Below are 15,319 nucleotides of genomic sequence, written 5' to 3' on the forward strand. Positions count from 1 at the left end.
TTACGTGAGCAATGGTTTTTTTAACGTTTATTAAACTATAAAAATCCGAATTGAACCGATTCACTTACCAATTTTTCGATTTTTAATGCTATTAAAACGAATTTATATTCATTTATTGCGGTGGGGGTGTTTCGGGGCTTCCCTTTACAAACGATTTCTTTTTAGGCAACTCATCTTCAACCTGGCATAAAGCGAGTGCATTCGCTGCCGCATACCATTATTCTTGATCTGACGGAAGTCCCTTTGTAACAATTCAAACGCCTTTGATGTAAACAAATTAATACAACAAACGGAATTGCAAACTTACACACGCATTACTGCGTAGATCAAAAAAACAATCACCGCACGAGGTTTCATGATGGAAGGTCAACAGCACGGCGAGCAGCTAAAGCGCGGCCTTAAAAACCGCCATATCCAGCTTATCGCGCTGGGTGGCGCGATAGGAACCGGGCTATTCCTGGGAAGCGCCTCCGTAATACAGTCCGCAGGGCCAGGGATTATCCTGGGTTACGCTATTGCCGGGTTTATCGCCTTTCTGATCATGCGTCAGTTAGGTGAAATGGTGGTCGAAGAACCGGTAGCAGGCTCCTTCAGCCACTTTGCTTATAAATACTGGGGCAGCTTTGCTGGTTTCGCCTCTGGCTGGAACTACTGGGTACTGTACGTTTTAGTTGCCATGGCAGAGCTTACTGCCGTCGGCAAATACATTCAGTTCTGGTATCCGGAAATCCCCACCTGGGCTTCGGCCGCCGTATTCTTTGTGGTGATCAACGCCATCAACCTGACCAACGTTAAAGTGTTTGGCGAGATGGAGTTCTGGTTTGCCATTATCAAAGTTATCGCGGTGGTGGCGATGATCATCTTCGGTGGCTGGCTGCTGTTTAGCGGCAACGGTGGCCCGCAGGCGAGCGTTAGCAACCTGTGGGATCAAGGTGGCTTCCTGCCGCACGGCTTCACCGGGCTGGTGATGATGATGGCGATTATCATGTTCTCGTTCGGCGGTCTGGAACTGGTGGGCATCACCGCAGCAGAAGCAGATAACCCGGAGCAAAGTATTCCCAAAGCGACTAATCAGGTTATCTACCGCATCCTGATTTTCTACATTGGTTCCTTAGCCGTTCTGCTCTCCCTGATGCCGTGGACGCGCGTTACCGCCGATACCAGTCCGTTTGTGCTGATCTTCCACGAGTTGGGCGATACTTTTGTAGCTAACGCCCTGAATATCGTGGTGTTGACGGCGGCGCTTTCGGTTTATAACAGTTGCGTCTACTGCAACAGCCGTATGCTTTTCGGTCTGGCACAACAAGGAAACGCACCGAAAATGCTCGCTTCCGTCGATAAACGCGGCGTACCGGTAAACACCATTCTGGTCTCTGCGCTGGTTACGGCATTGTGCGTACTGATTAACTACCTTGCCCCAGAGTCCGCATTCGGCCTGTTAATGGCGCTGGTGGTTTCCGCTCTGGTGATCAACTGGGCGATGATTAGCCTGGCACATATGAAGTTCCGCCGCGCTAAGCAAGAACAAGGTGTGATAACTCGTTTCCCTGCCCTGCTCTATCCACTGGGTAACTGGATCTGCCTGCTATTTATGGCGGCGGTACTGGTGATTATGCTGATGACGCCGGGAATGGCGATTTCGGTTTACCTGATCCCGGTATGGCTGCTCGTGTTAGGCATCGGTTATCTGTTTAAAGAGAAAACCGCAAAAGCCATAAAAGCGCATTAATCTCTCTACGCCCTCACCCTCGCTGGGTGAGGGCTACAATCTTTACACTAACGCTCCGTAAATCGTCAGTAGCGCAATCACCACCACAACCACGAACGAAGTTTTCTTCGCCATTGAAACCGCTGCTTTCGGCGTCTCCACCTTATCAACATGCGGTTCACGCGCCAGAGAGAACTGCGCCAGACGCGTTAACACCTGATATTGCGAAGTATGGAAATCACCCAGCGAAGCAAACCAGGCAGGTAATGCTTTCTCACCGTGACCGATCAAGGCATATACCACACCCGCAAGACGAACCGGCACCCAATCCAGCACATGAAGCACGGCATCAATGCCGGACTGTAAACGATGATGCGGCGTCTGGTAACGCGCCAGCCAGTATTGCCATGCACGCAAAAACGCATACCCCATCAGCGTAACTGGCCCCCAGGTTCCCCCTACAATCAACCAGAACAGCGGCGCCAGGTAAAAACGGAAATTGATCCACAGCAGTGCATTTTGCAGCTCACGCAAGAACTCACGTTCATCACAACCTGCAGGAACACCGTGAATCATGGTTAATTCGCCAGCCATCGTGGAACGGGCATGGTTATCGTTACGTGAAGCGGCTGTCAGATATGCATGATAATGGAGACGCACTTTACCCGCGCCAATACACAGTAAACCAAGCAACAGCCATACCAGCAGCGTAGGGACGTTGAACAATAACCCATGCAACGCGCGCAACAGCAAAAAAGTCACTCCCATCGCAATAATGGTCATACCTAACGTGCGCCCCAGCGAAAAATGTTTCACCCGCCGAAAGAACGCTTCAAGACGGTGATCAAGCTGCCAGTGCTCGCCCAACTTAAACAGGCGCTCAAAAATTAGCACCAGTAAGGTTGTAAATAGCGTCATGTTGTCTCCTTGCTAACCAGCGCACGAAACCGTGCCCAATCAAATGCAGGACCGGGATCGGTTTTCCGCTCCGGCGCAATATCGCAATGCCCCGTCATGTTTTTAGCGATATCTGGATAGCGATCAATCAGCGCCCGCGTAACCGCCGCAAGCTGTTGATACTGCGCATCGGTGTACGCCAGCGTGTCAGTACCTTCCAGCTCAATCCCAATAGAAAAATCATTACAGCGTTCGCGACCTTGATACTGAGAGACTCCCGCGTGCCAGGCGCGTTTATCGAAAGGAACATACTGGACAATTTCACCATCACGGCGAATCAAACAATGAGCGGAAACGCGCAAATGGGCGATCTCAGCAAAGAAAGGATGTGCCTGCGGATCAATAGTTCCGGTGAATAATGCGTCGATCCACGGACCGCCAAACTCGCCTGGCGGCAGGCTAATATTGTGCACCACCAGCAGGGTGGGTGTTTCGTCATCCGGGCGACAATCGTAATGTGGTGAGGGAACGCGGCGCGCGCCGACCAGCCACCCCTGTTCTAACAACATGCAGGATCTCCTTATATGTGGTGCTAATACCCGGTTCAGAGTAGCATGTTTCTACCTTATGATTCGTTAGCTATCTGGAGTTTTAACATGCCGCCTCGCCGCTATAACCCTGACACCCGACGTGACGAGCTGCTGGAACGCATTAATCTCGATATCCCCGGCGCGGTGGCTCAGGCGCTGCGGGAAGATTTAGGCGGAACAGTCGATGCCAACAATGACATTACGGCAAAACTTTTACCGGAAAATTCTCGCTCTCATGCCACGGTGATCACCCGCGAGAATGGCGTATTTTGCGGCAAACGCTGGGTTGAAGAGGTGTTTATTCAGCTGGCAGGCGACGATGTCACCATCATCTGGCATGTCGATGACGGCGATGTCATCAACGCCAATCAACCCTTGTTCGAACTTGAAGGCCCATCCCGCGTGCTGTTAACGGGCGAACGCACTGCGCTCAATTTTGTGCAAACCCTTTCAGGGGTTGCCAGTAAGGTACGCCACTATGTCGAATTACTGGAAGGCACCAACACGCAGTTGTTGGATACGCGCAAAACCTTACCCGGCCTGCGTTCAGCTCTGAAATACGCGGTACTTTGCGGCGGCGGAGCGAATCACCGTCTGGGGCTTTCTGATGCCTTCCTTATCAAAGAAAACCATATTATTGCCTCCGGCTCAGTGCGTCAGGCGGTCGAAAAAGCGTCCTGGTTGCACCCGGATGCGCCAGTAGAAGTCGAAGTAGAAAATCTGGAAGAACTTGATGAAGCCCTGAAAGCAGGTGCCGATATCATCATGCTGGATAACTTCGAAACAGACCAGATGCGCGAAGCCGTCAAACGCACCAACGGCAAGGCGCTACTGGAAGTGTCTGGCAACGTCACCGACAAAACTCTGCGCGAATTTGCCGAAACGGGCGTGGACTTTATCTCCGTCGGTGCGCTAACTAAACACGTACAGGCACTCGACCTTTCAATGCGTTTTCGCTAATTGCTGACAGATTTATCCGCTCCGTAGCGGGCGGATAATCTTCCCTTCCCCCATCTTTCTTCGTAACGCCTCGCAAATTTCTTGTCTTTCACTGCAACGTAATAAAAAACCCCGGAAGCTGCTTTCCCGTTTTGTTTTTTGCCCCTCGCTTGTGCCGATGGCGTTTGCCAAAGTAGCGCCAACGAAATCAAGGAGCAAAACAGATGGACAAGCAACGCGGTTTTACACTTATCGAACTGATGGTGGTTATTGGCATCATTGCCATTTTAAGCGCCATCGGCATTCCCGCTTATCAGAACTACCTGCGCAAAGCCGCACTCACCGACATGCTACAAACCTTTGTGCCTTACCGTACTGCCGTAGAATTGTGCGCGCTGGAACATGGTGGATTAGATACCTGTGACGGCGGTAGCAATGGCATCCCCTCGCCCACCACCACTCGCTATGTTTCAGCCATGAGTGTGGCAAAGGGCGTGGTGTCGCTGACCGGGCAGGAGAGCCTCAATGGGCTAAGCGTCGTCATGACGCCGAGTTGGGATAACGCAAACGGCGTCACCGGCTGGACGCGCAACTGCAATATTCAAAGTGACAGCGCGTTGCAGCAAGCCTGCGAAGATGTCTTCCGCTTTGATGACGCTAACTAAGGAGCGGCCATGAATATTTCACAGCTCACCGCCCTGTGTCTGCGTTATCAGGGAGTCTTGCTGGATGCCAGCGAAGAGGTGGTTCATGTGGCGGTGGTCGATGCGCCTTCGCATGAATTCCTCGACGCCTTACATTTTGCCACCACTAAACGCATTGAGATCACCTGCTGGACGCGCCAGCAGATGGAAGGTCACGCCAGTCGCGTACAACAAACGTTGCCCTTAGCCGTTCAGGAGAAGCATCAGCCCAGAGCAGAGTTGCTGACCCAAACGTTACAATCTGCGCTGGAACAACGCGCGTCTGATATTCATATCGAACCAGCAGACAATGGATACCGTATCCGCCTGCGTATCGACGGCGTATTGCATCCTTTACCGGATGTTTCACCGGATGCCGGAGTCGCATTAACCGCCAGATTAAAAGTGCTGGGAAGCCTGGATATTGCGGAACATCGCCTGCCGCAGGACGGGCAATTCACTGTCGAACTGGCAGGGAACGCCGTCTCATTTCGTATTGCGACCTTGCCATGTCGGGGCGGTGAAAAGGTGGTATTACGGTTGTTACAGCAGGTGAACCAGGCGCTGGATGTCAACACGCTGGGAATGCAGCCGTTACAACTGGCGGACTTTGCTCATGCCCTACAGCAACCACAGGGACTGGTGCTGGTAACTGGCCCTACCGGAAGCGGCAAAACGGTCACGCTTTATAGTGCCCTGCAAACGCTGAATACCGCTGATATTAATATTTGTAGCGTCGAAGATCCGGTTGAGATCCCCATCGCCGGGCTAAACCAGACGCAAATACATCCGCGTGCCGGGCTCACCTTTCAGGGCGTTTTGCGTGCGTTATTGCGCCAGGATCCTGACGTCATCATGATCGGAGAGATCCGCGATGGCGAAACGGCAGAAATCGCTATTAAAGCCGCGCAAACGGGTCATCTGGTATTGTCCACGCTACACACTAATTCCACCTGCGAAACGCTGGTGCGTTTACAGCAAATGGGCGTTGCTCGCTGGATGCTCTCATCGGCACTTACGCTGGTAATAGCCCAGCGTCTGGTACGTAAACTTTGCCCACATTGTCGCCGACAGCAAGGGGAGCCCATCCATATTCCAGACAATGTATGGCCGTCGCCGCTGCCCCACTGGCAGGCACCCGGTTGTGTACATTGCTACCACGGTTTTTATGGTCGCACGGCCTTATTTGAAGTTCTGCCCATAACACCGGTCATACGCCAGCTTATTTCCGCTAATACCGACATTGAATCGCTTGAAACGCACGCCCGACAGGCGGGAATGCGCACGCTTTTTGAAAACGGCAGCCTGGCCGTGAAGCAAGGCTTAACCACCTTTGAAGAGTTAATCCGCGTATTGGGGATGCCGCATGGCGAGTAAACAACTCTGGCGCTGGCATGGCATAACCGGCGACGGCAATACGCAAGATGGGATGCTATGGGCAGAGAGCCGTGCTTTGCTGCTTATTGCACTACAGCAACAGATGGTTACCCCACTAAGCCTGAAGCGAATCGCCATCAATTCTGCGCAGTGGCGAGGAGATAAAAACGCGGAAGTCATTCATCAACTGGCGACGCTACTCAAAGCCGGGTTGACGCTTTCTGAAGGGCTGGCACTGTTGGCGGAACAGCATCCCAGTAAGCAATGGCAAGCATTGCTGCAATCGCTGGCGCACGATCTCGAACAGGGCATTGCTTTTTCCTATGCCTTATTACCCTGGTCAGAGGTATTTCCGCCGCTCTATCAGGCGATGATCCGCACGGGTGAACTGACCGGTAAGCTGGATGAATGCTGTTTTGAACTGGCTCGTCAGCAAAAAGCCCAGCGACAGCTGGCCGACAAAGTGAAATCAGCATTGCGCTATCCCATCATCATTTTAGCGATGGCAATCATGGTGGTTGTGGCAATGCTGCATTTTGTTCTGCCGGAGTTTGCCGCTATCTATAGGACCTTTAATACCCCGTTACCGGCGCTAACGCAGGGGATCATGACGCTGGCAGATTTTAGTGGTGAATGGGGCTGGCTGCTGGTGTTGTTCGGCTTTCTGCTGGCAATAGCTAATAAGTTGCTGATACGCCGCCCGACCTGGCTTATCACGCGGCAGAAGTTGCTGTTACGCATCCCGATTATGGGTTCCCTGATGCGGGGACAAAAACTCACGCAGATTTTTACGATTCTGGCGCTGACACAAAGTGCAGGGATTACTTTTTTACAAGGGATTGAGAGCGTCAGAGAAACAATGCGCTGCCCGTACTGGGCGCAACTTCTGACACAAATCCAGCACGATATCAGTAACGGTCATCCCATCTGGCTGGCGCTAAAAAATACCGGTGAGTTTAGCCAGCTCTGTTTGCAATTAGTGAGAACAGGAGAGGCATCCGGCTCGCTGGATCTCATGCTAGACAACCTCGCCCATCATCATCGAGATAACACAATGGCGCTGGCGGATAACCTCGCAGCCTTACTGGAACCGGCGTTGCTGATCATAACGGGAGGAATTATCGGTACGCTGGTGGTGGCAATGTATCTGCCAATTTTCCATTTAGGCGATGCGATGAGTGGGATGGGATAACGCTGGCGTGTTGCTCCACGCCAGCGTTGGGAGATTACAGGTTGTTGAAGATGCGGTTTTCTTGTTCCTGCACACGAATAAACGTGGTGCGCTTGGTCAGTTCTTTCAGGCGTGAAGCCCCAACGTATGTACAAGCTGAACGCAGGCCGCCCAAAATATCACGCGCGGTATTTTCAACCGGGCCTCGCAGCGGCAGCTTAACAGTTTTACCTTCTGCTGCGCGGTATTCCGCAACGCCGCCAACGTGGCGTTTCATCGCAGACTCGGAGCTCATGCCGTAGAACAGCATAAATTTCTCGCCGTTCTCTTCAACAATGCGACCACCGCTCTCTTCGTGGCCTGCCAGCATACCACCGAGCATCACGAAATCAGCACCGCCGCCAAAGGCTTTCGCGACATCGCCCGGTGTGGTGCAGCCACCATCGCTGACGATCATCCCGCCCAGACCGTGCGCGGCATCGGCACATTCGATTACCGCAGAAAGTTGCGGATAACCGACGCCTGTTTTGACGCGAGTTGTACAGACAGAACCTGGGCCAATACCAACTTTAACGATATCAGCACCGGAGAGGATAAGCTCCTCACACATTTCACCAGTCACTACGTTGCCAGCACAAATGGTTTTGGTCGGCCACGCTTCACGCGCTTTCGCAACGAACTGCACGAAGTGTTCGGAATAACCATTCGCCACATCAATACAAACGAAGTTTAATGCCGGGTTCAGGTCGAGAATTTGTTTGGTTTTTTCGAAATCCGCATCAGACGTGCCGGTAGAAACCATCACATGTTTCAGCACATCAGCGGAAGAATTGTTGATAAACGCTTGCCACTCTTCGACAGAATAGTGTTTATGCACAGCAGTCAGAATATCAAAAGAAGCCAGCGCAGAGGCCATGGAAAAAGTGCCTACGGTGTCCATATTCGCGGCGATAATCGGCACGCCGGACCAGCTCTGACCTGAATGTTTGAAGGTGAATTGACGTTCCAGTTCAACATCGGAACGACTTTTAAGAGTAGAACGTTTAGGACGGATGAGGACGTCTTTAAAACCTAACTTCAGATCTTCTTCAATACGCATGTGCGGATTCCTGGGGTTAATGGCTATAAGGATAAGAGCGCAACTCCAGTGACGCTATCATACGCACTAATCGATGTGGCGCAAGACTGCGAAATTGTCTTTTTTTACGCTACAATCCCATAAATTTACCTGGTAAATAATGAGCGAATGTTCCATCAATTTCGCTTTTGTACGCTCATTTTTAACATTTTGATAATCATGATGAATTCCCGGGAATATAAATTATGAGGTATATAGTTGCCTTAACGGGAGGCATTGGCAGTGGCAAGAGTACCGTTGCAAATGCGTTTGCAGACCTCGGAATTAACGTCATTGATGCCGATATTATTGCGCGTCAGGTGGTTGAACCAGGTGCACCTGCGCTACGTGCCATTGCTGAACACTTTGGCGCTGACATGATTGCTGCTGATGGGTCATTGCAGCGCAGGGTCTTGCGCGAGCGGATCTTCGCTAACCCGGAAGAGAAAAACTGGCTTAACGCCCTGCTGCATCCGCTGATTCAGCAGGAGACGCAACGTCAGATCCAGCAGGCAACTTCTCCCTATATACTGTGGGTTGTGCCATTGCTGGTAGAAAACTCACTGTATAAAAAAGCGAATCGTGTGCTGGTGGTGGATGTCAGCCCAGAAACGCAACTTAAGCGCACCATGCAGCGCGATGATGTTACTCGCGAGCATGTCGAACAAATTCTTGCTGCCCAAGCAACGCGCGAAGCCCGTCTTGCCGTGGCAGATGACGTCATTGATAATAACGGCGCACCGGATGCTATTGCATCGGATGTTGCCCGCCTGCACGCACACTATTTGCAGCTTGCGTCGCAGTTTGTCTCACAGGAAAAACCGTAATGCAGACCCAGGTCCTTTTTGAACATCCACTAAATGAAAAAATGCGTACATGGCTGCGCATTGAGTTTTTAATTCAACAACTCACCGTAAATTTACCCATCGTTGACTACGCTGGCGCCCTGCATTTCTTCCGTAATGTCAGCGAATTGCTGGATGTTTTCGAGCGCGGAGAAGTGCGCACTGAGCTGTTGAAAGAGCTTGACCGCCAGCAACGTAAACTCCAGACCTGGATTGGCGTGCCAGGCGTTGATCAGAGCCGTATTGAAGCATTAATTCAGCAGTTAAAAACAGCGGGTAGCGTGTTGATTTCCGCGCCGCGTATCGGGCAATTTCTACGTGAAGACAGGCTGATTGCCTTAGTGCGTCAGCGTCTGAGCATCCCTGGCGGCTGTTGTAGCTTTGATTTGCCCACTTTGCATATCTGGCTGCATTTACCCCAGTCACAACGCGACAGCCAGGTAGAAACCTGGATTGCCAGCCTGAACCCGCTCACCCAGGCACTTACCATGGTGCTTGATTTAATTCGCCAGTCTGCCCCCTTCCGCAAACAAACCAGCCTGAATGGTTTTTATCAGGATAACGGTGACGATGCCGATTTGCTGCGCCTGAATCTGGCGCTCGATTCACAGCTTTATCCGCAAATTTCCGGTCATAAAAGCCGTTTTGCGATTCGTTTTATGCCACTGGACAGTGAAAATGGACAAGTACCGGAACGTCTGGATTTCGAACTGGCCTGTTGCTAAGGAGTAAAAATGTCAGAAACTATTACGGTGAATTGCCCTACCTGCGGGAAAACGGTGGTTTGGGGTGAAGTCAGCCCGTTTCGGCCATTTTGTTGCAAACGTTGTCAACTGATCGACCTCGGAGAATGGGCTGCTGAAGAAAAACGAATCCCCAGCAGCGGTGATCTTTCTGAGAGTGATGACTGGAGCGAAGAGCCAAAGCAGTGACATTTTGTCTGATGCCGCACGTAGGCCTGATTAGACGCGGTCAGCATCGCATCAGGCATCTTGCGCAAATGTCGGATGCGGCGTAAACGCCTTGTCCGACCTACAGACGCTTAAGCTTCGCAATTACCGGTTCATTGGCTGGCGGAAAATCATCTGCATTGAGGCTGGCCAGCGTCATCCACTCTCCGGGCTGCCCTTCTTTACCCCACGGCTCCCCTTCCCAGCTTTCGACCAGCCAGAACCACAGTGTTATATGCCTGTCCGGGAATTCATATTCCAGCTTTTCAAATAGATAAAAATGTTGCGGGGTAATCCCGACTTCTTCCTGAAGTTCACGCACCACCGCTCGTTCCGGTGTTTCGCCCATTTCAATTTTACCGCCTGGAAACTCCAGTTTATTCGCCATGTGCGCATCTGCGGCACGACGAGTAATAAAAATTTCATTGTTCTCGTTGCGAATAATACCCACCGCAATTTGCAGTTTTTTCATTGTCTTAAACCTATAAAAAAGGCGCAGAATCCTGCGCCTTTTATTTCAACAGTTAGCTTTTATTGCAGGCGACCATGGCACTGCTTGTATTTTTTACCAGAACCGCACGGGCAAGGATCGTTACGTCCTACTTTGCGCTCACCGGTTTGCGCCGCCAGTGCCGCTGCGGCTGCAGAGTCGTCATCCTGATGGCTAAGCTGCTGCATTTGCGCTAAACGCTCGGCTTCCATACGACGCTGTTGTTCCAGCTCCTCAACCTCTTCAGGCATACGTACCTGGACTTTGCTCAGCGTGCTGATAACTTCATATTTCAACGACTCCAGCATCGCTGCAAACATGGAGAACGATTCACGTTTGTATTCCTGCTTCGGATCTTTCTGTGCATAGCCACGTAGGTGGATACCCTGACGCAGATAGTCCATCGCTGCCAGGTGCTCTTTCCACAGGGAGTCAAGCGTTTGCAGCATGACGCCTTTCTCGAAGTGACGCATCATCTCAGCACCAACCACTTCTTCTTTACGCTGATACACTTCGATGGACTGCGCCAGAATACGCTCACGCAGCGTCTCTTCATGCAGTTCAGGCTCTTTGTCCAGCCACTCGGCAATCGGCAAATCGAGGTCGAAATCGTTTTTCAGACGTTCCTGCAGACCCGGAATATCCCACATTTCTTCCAGTGACTGTGGCGGAATGTAGGCATCGATGGTCGCTTTGAACACATCTTCACGAATGCTGTTGATGGTTTCGCTCACATCGCTAACATCCAGCAGTTCGTTACGCTGGGAGTAAATGGCGCGACGCTGGTCGTTAGCCACGTCATCATATTCCAGCAGTTGCTTACGAATATCGAAGTTACGGCTTTCAACTTTACGCTGGGCGTTGGCAATCGCTTTGGTCACCCACGGGTGCTCAATGGCTTCGCCTGGTTTCATACCCAGTTTACGCATCATGCCGGATACTCGGTCGGAAGCAAAAATACGCATCAGCGCATCTTCCATCGACAGGTAGAAACGGGAAGAACCAGCATCCCCCTGACGACCAGAACGACCGCGCAACTGGTTATCGATACGACGAGATTCGTGACGTTCGGTGCCGATGATATGCAGGCCACCTGCTGCCAGTACCGCATCGTGACGTACCTGCCAGTCGGCTTTAATTTTTTCAATTTGCTCTGCGGTCGGGTTTTCCAGCGCGGCAACTTCTGCCTGCCAGCTACCACCAAGCACAATGTCAGTACCACGACCTGCCATGTTGGTCGCGATGGTCACCGCTGCCGGATAACCTGCCTGAGCAACAATCGCCGCTTCGTTGGCGTGGAATTTGGCGTTGAGGACGTTGTGTTTGATACCGGCTTTGGTCAGCTCATTTGACACCAGTTCCGATTTTTCGATGGAGATAGTACCCACCAGCACCGGCTGACCTTTCGCAGTACGTTCTTTGATATCTTCAATGATCGCCTGAATTTTTTCTGCTTCGGTCATGTAGACCAGGTCTGGCAAATCTTTACGAATCATCGGACGGTTGGTCGGAACGACTACGGTATCCAGCTTGTAAATTGAGCTGAATTCGAATGCTTCGGTATCAGCAGTACCGGTCATCCCTGCCAGTTTTTCATACAGACGGAAGTAGTTCTGGAAGGTGATAGAAGCCAGCGTCTGGTTTTCGTTCTGGATCTGCACACCTTCTTTAGCTTCAACAGCCTGGTGCAGACCATCGGACCAGCGACGCCCCTGCATGGTACGACCGGTGTGTTCGTCAACGATGATAACTTCGCCATCTTTAACGATGTAATCGACGTCGCGAGTAAACAGCGCATGAGCGCGCAGCGCCGCCGTTACGTGATGCATCAGCATGATGTTGGCCGGAGAGTACAGCGACTCCCCTTCATCCATGATGCCTTCTTTCACCAGCAGTTCTTCAATCAGCACCAGACCACGTTCGGTCAGGTTCACCTGGCGAGATTTTTCATCAACCGAGAAGTGGCCTTCACCCTGGAAGGTTTCGGAGTCTTCTTTTTCCTGACGGATCAGGTGCGGAATGATTTTATTCACACGTTTATACATTTCCGAGCTGTCTTCAGCCGGGCCGGAAATAATTAGCGGTGTACGCGCTTCATCGATCAGGATGGAGTCCACTTCGTCCACCAGCGCATAGTGCAGTTTACGCTGTACACGTTCTTCAGGGCTGAACGCCATGTTGTCGCGCAGGTAGTCAAAGCCGTATTCATTGTTAGTACCGTAAGTAATGTCAGCCGCGTAAGCCTCACGCTTTGCCGGCGCAGGCATTCCCGGCAGGTTGACGCCGACGGTCAGGCCGAGAAATTCAAACAGCGGACGGTTGTTTTCGGCGTCACGTTGCGCCAGGTAGTCGTTGACGGTAACAACGTGCACACCTTTACCGGTTAATGCGTTCAGGTAAGCAGGCAGCGTTGCGGTCAGGGTTTTACCTTCACCAGTACGCATTTCCGCGATGCAACGTTCATTAAGAACCATACCGCCGAGCAACTGTACATCGAAGTGACGCATACCAAAGACGCGCTTACTTGCTTCACGCACGACGGCGAAGGCTTCCGGGATCAGATTTTCCAGCACTTCGCCTTTTTCCAGGCGCGCGCGGAACTCTGCGGTTTTCCCTTTCAGTTCTTCGTCGGAGAGTTTTTCCATCTCCGGTTCCATGGCATTGATGATGTTCACCACTTTGCGCATCCGGCGCAGGGTACGATCGTTACGACTACCGAAAACTTTAGTTAATAATTTGATTAGCATAATAAAATCTCAAACACCCCGCGTTGCGGAGTTAATAAAATGAAATAAAGGTTTATTGTTGTTAGCTGAGGCGTTGAGGGCCAGCACGGATGCCTTGCGCCAGGCTTATCCAGACGGGCGTGCTGAATGTTGCTTGTGGGGTAAAATGCGCATAATCAATGCGATAATCATTTTCAGACGGCGAGCCTTCCTGGGTCAGCAGCGCGCTGAGCGTATCCAGTAAAGCAAGATGTTGCGCCTGAAGAGGCAAAGATTCTTCGGCAACGGGCAGCGTTTGCGGTGCCATTGCGAAGGAAAGATGACGGATTACCGTGCGAATTGCGTGCTGATGCCAGTAATCAACAGAATAGTTTGAGTTCGGGCGGCGCGTGTTCGCTTCCAGCAAGGCCAACTGACCAAAGTTAACTTTGGCGGAAGGCTCGTGGTTGCGGGTTGTCGCTTTTGCGGGCGCATTTGGTTCGGCGGCGTTGCTGAGCGCAGGCAAACCTAAACTCGCCGCGACCATCCCTAACAAGAGATGCGGCCAGAAGTAGCGTTTACCAAACTGTCGCCAGCGCGTCAGTATTCCACTCACGTTATTGCCATCCCGATCGTATTCAAACGTTTTTAGCGCACAAATCTTATCATTAAAGCCTGAAGTCCACAGCAGGAATGAAGATAAGTTGTACGTAAAAGTGCTTAAGAAAACAGCGTTCGCACCGTTTCTTACGGCTCTGATAAAAGCTCAAAAAAAACGACTGGTTCACCTGGCCGGAGAGAGTGCCAGATTTGCCAGTCGAATTTTATACGACAGTATAAATGTCGTTATGCCAGTACGGCTGAAGGCGCTTTGAAGGCCAACGGCAGTTCTGCGTCGTCCTGGAAGGTCACATATTCCCAGGCTTCCTGTTTTGCCAGGACAGCCTGCAACAATTTGTTATTCAGTGCATGACCGGATTTATAAGCGGTAAATGCACCAATAATGTTGTGACCACACATGAACAAGTCACCGATCGCATCGAGCATTTTGTGACGAACAAATTCGTCTTCAAAACGCAGACCGTCTTCGTTCAGTACGCGATAATCGTCAACAACGATGGCACAATCGAAACTGCCGCCCAGGCACAAACCACGGGACTGCAGGTATTCGATATCACGCATGAAACCGAACGTACGCGCACGGCTGATCTGGCGCATAAACGCATCAGCAGAGAAGTTCATCGCATAACGTTGATTGCTGGAATCGATAGCCGGATGGTTGAAATCGATGGTGAAATCCAGCGAAAAACCATTGTATGGCTTAAATTCAGCCCACTTATCGCCATCTTCGACACGAACAGTCTCTTTGATGCGAACAAATTTCTTGGCGCAGTTCAGCTCGTCAATACCCGCATCAAGCAGCAGGTAAACAAACGGAGCGGCACTACCGTCCATGATCGGGATTTCCGGTGCGTTAACTTCGATAACAATGTTATCGATGCCTAAGCCCGCGAGCGCAGCATTCAGGTGCTCAACGGTTGAAATCCGTACATCATGCTCGTTGACCAGACACGTACAGAGCATGGTATCACGCACAGATTTGGCATCGGCCGGAAAATCTACCGGTGGATTCAAGTCGGTGCGACGATAGATGACCCCGGTGTTGGCCGGCGCAGGGCGTAACGTCAGAGTGACTTTCTTGCCGGTATGTAAACCGACACCCGTCGCCTGAACGATACGTTTAAGTGTCCTTTGTTTGATCATCGTATTATCTCGCCAAATTACCTATCCAACCGAAGTGTACTATACATTCGGCAGGCCAGTTTAGCACAAAGAGCCTGGTAACC

15 protein-coding genes are annotated in these 15,319 nt (G+C 51.4%); 8 read left to right on the forward strand and 7 right to left on the reverse strand.

The window, feature by feature from the left end; translation table 11 throughout:
- The first annotated feature begins 355 nt into the window (after positions 1–355).
- Positions 356–1,729 carry an aromatic amino acid transporter AroP gene (aroP, locus tag LG381_RS00460; protein ID WP_225761900.1) on the forward strand — a complete coding sequence of 458 codons (1,374 nt, stop codon included), beginning with the start codon at positions 356–358 and terminating at the stop codon, positions 1,727–1,729.
- A 42-nt stretch (positions 1,730–1,771) separates the two neighbouring features.
- On the opposite strand, the gene ampE is transcribed toward aroP, so the two are convergent.
- Both ampE and ampD read right to left on the reverse strand, forming a co-directional pair.
- Positions 1,772–2,626, reverse strand: coding sequence for a beta-lactamase regulator AmpE (ampE, locus tag LG381_RS00465; RefSeq protein WP_000171991.1), 855 nt, complete (start codon positions 2,624–2,626; stop codon positions 1,772–1,774).
- Complete coding sequence (gene ampD / locus LG381_RS00470) at positions 2,623–3,174, reverse strand: 1,6-anhydro-N-acetylmuramyl-L-alanine amidase AmpD (RefSeq protein ID WP_000923724.1); 552 nt, start codon at positions 3,172–3,174, stop codon at positions 2,623–2,625. Before ampD ends, ampE begins: the two co-directional genes overlap by 4 nt.
- 87 nt (positions 3,175–3,261) lie before the next feature.
- On the opposite strand from ampD, the gene nadC reads away from it, so the two are divergent.
- The 4 genes from nadC to hofC all read left to right on the forward strand — a co-directional run bounded on the left by nadC (position 3,262) and on the right by hofC (position 7,386).
- Entirely contained in the window at positions 3,262–4,155 is an 894-nt protein-coding gene (gene nadC / locus LG381_RS00475; protein WP_001135165.1) for a carboxylating nicotinate-nucleotide diphosphorylase, read from the forward strand.
- Between the two features lie 203 nt (positions 4,156–4,358).
- Positions 4,359–4,799 carry a prepilin peptidase-dependent pilin gene (gene ppdD / locus LG381_RS00480; protein ID WP_112029454.1) on the forward strand — a complete coding sequence of 147 codons (441 nt, stop codon included), beginning with the start codon at positions 4,359–4,361 and terminating at the stop codon, positions 4,797–4,799.
- Between the two features lie 9 nt (positions 4,800–4,808).
- On the forward strand, positions 4,809–6,194 hold the full coding sequence (gene gspE, locus LG381_RS00485) for a type II secretion system protein GspE (RefSeq protein WP_225761901.1): 1,386 nt from the start codon (positions 4,809–4,811) through the stop codon (positions 6,192–6,194).
- Positions 6,184–7,386 carry a protein transport protein HofC gene (hofC, locus tag LG381_RS00490; RefSeq protein ID WP_225761902.1) on the forward strand — a complete coding sequence of 401 codons (1,203 nt, stop codon included), beginning with the start codon at positions 6,184–6,186 and terminating at the stop codon, positions 7,384–7,386. Before gspE ends, hofC begins: the two co-directional genes overlap by 11 nt.
- A gap of 34 nt (positions 7,387–7,420) precedes the next feature.
- Here the strand turns inward: hofC and guaC are convergent, their stop codons facing one another.
- Entirely contained in the window at positions 7,421–8,464 is a 1,044-nt protein-coding gene (gene guaC, locus LG381_RS00495) for a GMP reductase (protein WP_001217338.1), read from the reverse strand.
- A 224-nt stretch (positions 8,465–8,688) separates the two neighbouring features.
- Between guaC and coaE the strand changes: the two genes are divergently transcribed.
- The 3 genes from coaE to yacG are packed head-to-tail and all read left to right on the forward strand — an operon-like array spanning position 8,689 to position 10,259.
- The gene (gene coaE, locus LG381_RS00500) at positions 8,689–9,309 is read left to right on the forward strand and encodes a dephospho-CoA kinase (RefSeq protein ID WP_001269534.1); all 621 of its coding nucleotides are present in this window, start codon (positions 8,689–8,691) and stop codon (positions 9,307–9,309) included.
- The gene (gene zapD, locus LG381_RS00505) at positions 9,309–10,052 is read left to right on the forward strand and encodes a cell division protein ZapD (RefSeq protein WP_001194742.1); all 744 of its coding nucleotides are present in this window, start codon (positions 9,309–9,311) and stop codon (positions 10,050–10,052) included. Before coaE ends, zapD begins: the two co-directional genes overlap by 1 nt.
- Before the next feature lie 9 nt (positions 10,053–10,061).
- Complete coding sequence (gene yacG / locus LG381_RS00510; protein ID WP_000005045.1) at positions 10,062–10,259, forward strand: DNA gyrase inhibitor YacG; 198 nt, start codon at positions 10,062–10,064, stop codon at positions 10,257–10,259.
- Positions 10,260–10,359: 100 nt separating this feature from the next.
- On the opposite strand, the gene mutT is transcribed toward yacG, so the two are convergent.
- From mutT to lpxC, 4 genes are all read right to left on the reverse strand, one after another.
- Positions 10,360–10,749, reverse strand: coding sequence for an 8-oxo-dGTP diphosphatase MutT (gene mutT, locus LG381_RS00515; RefSeq protein WP_032224426.1), 390 nt, complete (start codon positions 10,747–10,749; stop codon positions 10,360–10,362).
- A gap of 59 nt (positions 10,750–10,808) precedes the next feature.
- The gene (secA, locus tag LG381_RS00520; RefSeq protein WP_000905801.1) at positions 10,809–13,514 is read right to left on the reverse strand and encodes a preprotein translocase subunit SecA; all 2,706 of its coding nucleotides are present in this window, start codon (positions 13,512–13,514) and stop codon (positions 10,809–10,811) included.
- A 61-nt stretch (positions 13,515–13,575) separates the two neighbouring features.
- Positions 13,576–14,088, reverse strand: coding sequence for a secA translation cis-regulator SecM (secM, locus tag LG381_RS00525; RefSeq protein ID WP_225761903.1), 513 nt, complete (start codon positions 14,086–14,088; stop codon positions 13,576–13,578).
- A 230-nt stretch (positions 14,089–14,318) separates the two neighbouring features.
- Positions 14,319–15,236: a UDP-3-O-acyl-N-acetylglucosamine deacetylase gene (lpxC, locus tag LG381_RS00530; protein WP_000595482.1), complete on the reverse strand. Its 918-nt coding sequence runs from the start codon at positions 15,234–15,236 to the stop codon at positions 14,319–14,321.
- Positions 15,237–15,319: the final 83 nt, after the last annotated feature.

Origin of the sequence: Escherichia sp. Marseille-Q3837 (assembly GCF_916618735.1) — a bacterium.
Lineage (GTDB): Bacteria > Pseudomonadota > Gammaproteobacteria > Enterobacterales > Enterobacteriaceae > Escherichia > Escherichia ruysiae.

What these genes read in the sequence shown, in the direction of transcription:
- yacG (WP_000005045.1), top strand. Translation starts at nt 10,062, where the DNA reads ATGTCAGAAACTATTACGGTGAATTGCCCTACCTGCGGGAAAACGGTG.
- lpxC (WP_000595482.1), bottom strand. Translation starts at nt 15,236, where the DNA reads ATGATCAAACAAAGGACACTTAAACGTATCGTTCAGGCGACGGGTGTC.
- aroP (WP_225761900.1), top strand. Translation starts at nt 356, where the DNA reads ATGATGGAAGGTCAACAGCACGGCGAGCAGCTAAAGCGCGGCCTTAAA.
- coaE (WP_001269534.1), top strand. Translation starts at nt 8,689, where the DNA reads ATGAGGTATATAGTTGCCTTAACGGGAGGCATTGGCAGTGGCAAGAGT.
- ampE (WP_000171991.1), bottom strand. Translation starts at nt 2,626, where the DNA reads ATGACGCTATTTACAACCTTACTGGTGCTAATTTTTGAGCGCCTGTTT.
- guaC (WP_001217338.1), bottom strand. Translation starts at nt 8,464, where the DNA reads ATGCGTATTGAAGAAGATCTGAAGTTAGGTTTTAAAGACGTCCTCATC.
- gspE (WP_225761901.1), top strand. Translation starts at nt 4,809, where the DNA reads ATGAATATTTCACAGCTCACCGCCCTGTGTCTGCGTTATCAGGGAGTC.
- secA (WP_000905801.1), bottom strand. Translation starts at nt 13,514, where the DNA reads ATGCTAATCAAATTATTAACTAAAGTTTTCGGTAGTCGTAACGATCGT.
- ampD (WP_000923724.1), bottom strand. Translation starts at nt 3,174, where the DNA reads ATGTTGTTAGAACAGGGGTGGCTGGTCGGCGCGCGCCGCGTTCCCTCA.
- hofC (WP_225761902.1), top strand. Translation starts at nt 6,184, where the DNA reads ATGGCGAGTAAACAACTCTGGCGCTGGCATGGCATAACCGGCGACGGC.
- ppdD (WP_112029454.1), top strand. Translation starts at nt 4,359, where the DNA reads ATGGACAAGCAACGCGGTTTTACACTTATCGAACTGATGGTGGTTATT.
- zapD (WP_001194742.1), top strand. Translation starts at nt 9,309, where the DNA reads ATGCAGACCCAGGTCCTTTTTGAACATCCACTAAATGAAAAAATGCGT.
- mutT (WP_032224426.1), bottom strand. Translation starts at nt 10,749, where the DNA reads ATGAAAAAACTGCAAATTGCGGTGGGTATTATTCGCAACGAGAACAAT.
- nadC (WP_001135165.1), top strand. Translation starts at nt 3,262, where the DNA reads ATGCCGCCTCGCCGCTATAACCCTGACACCCGACGTGACGAGCTGCTG.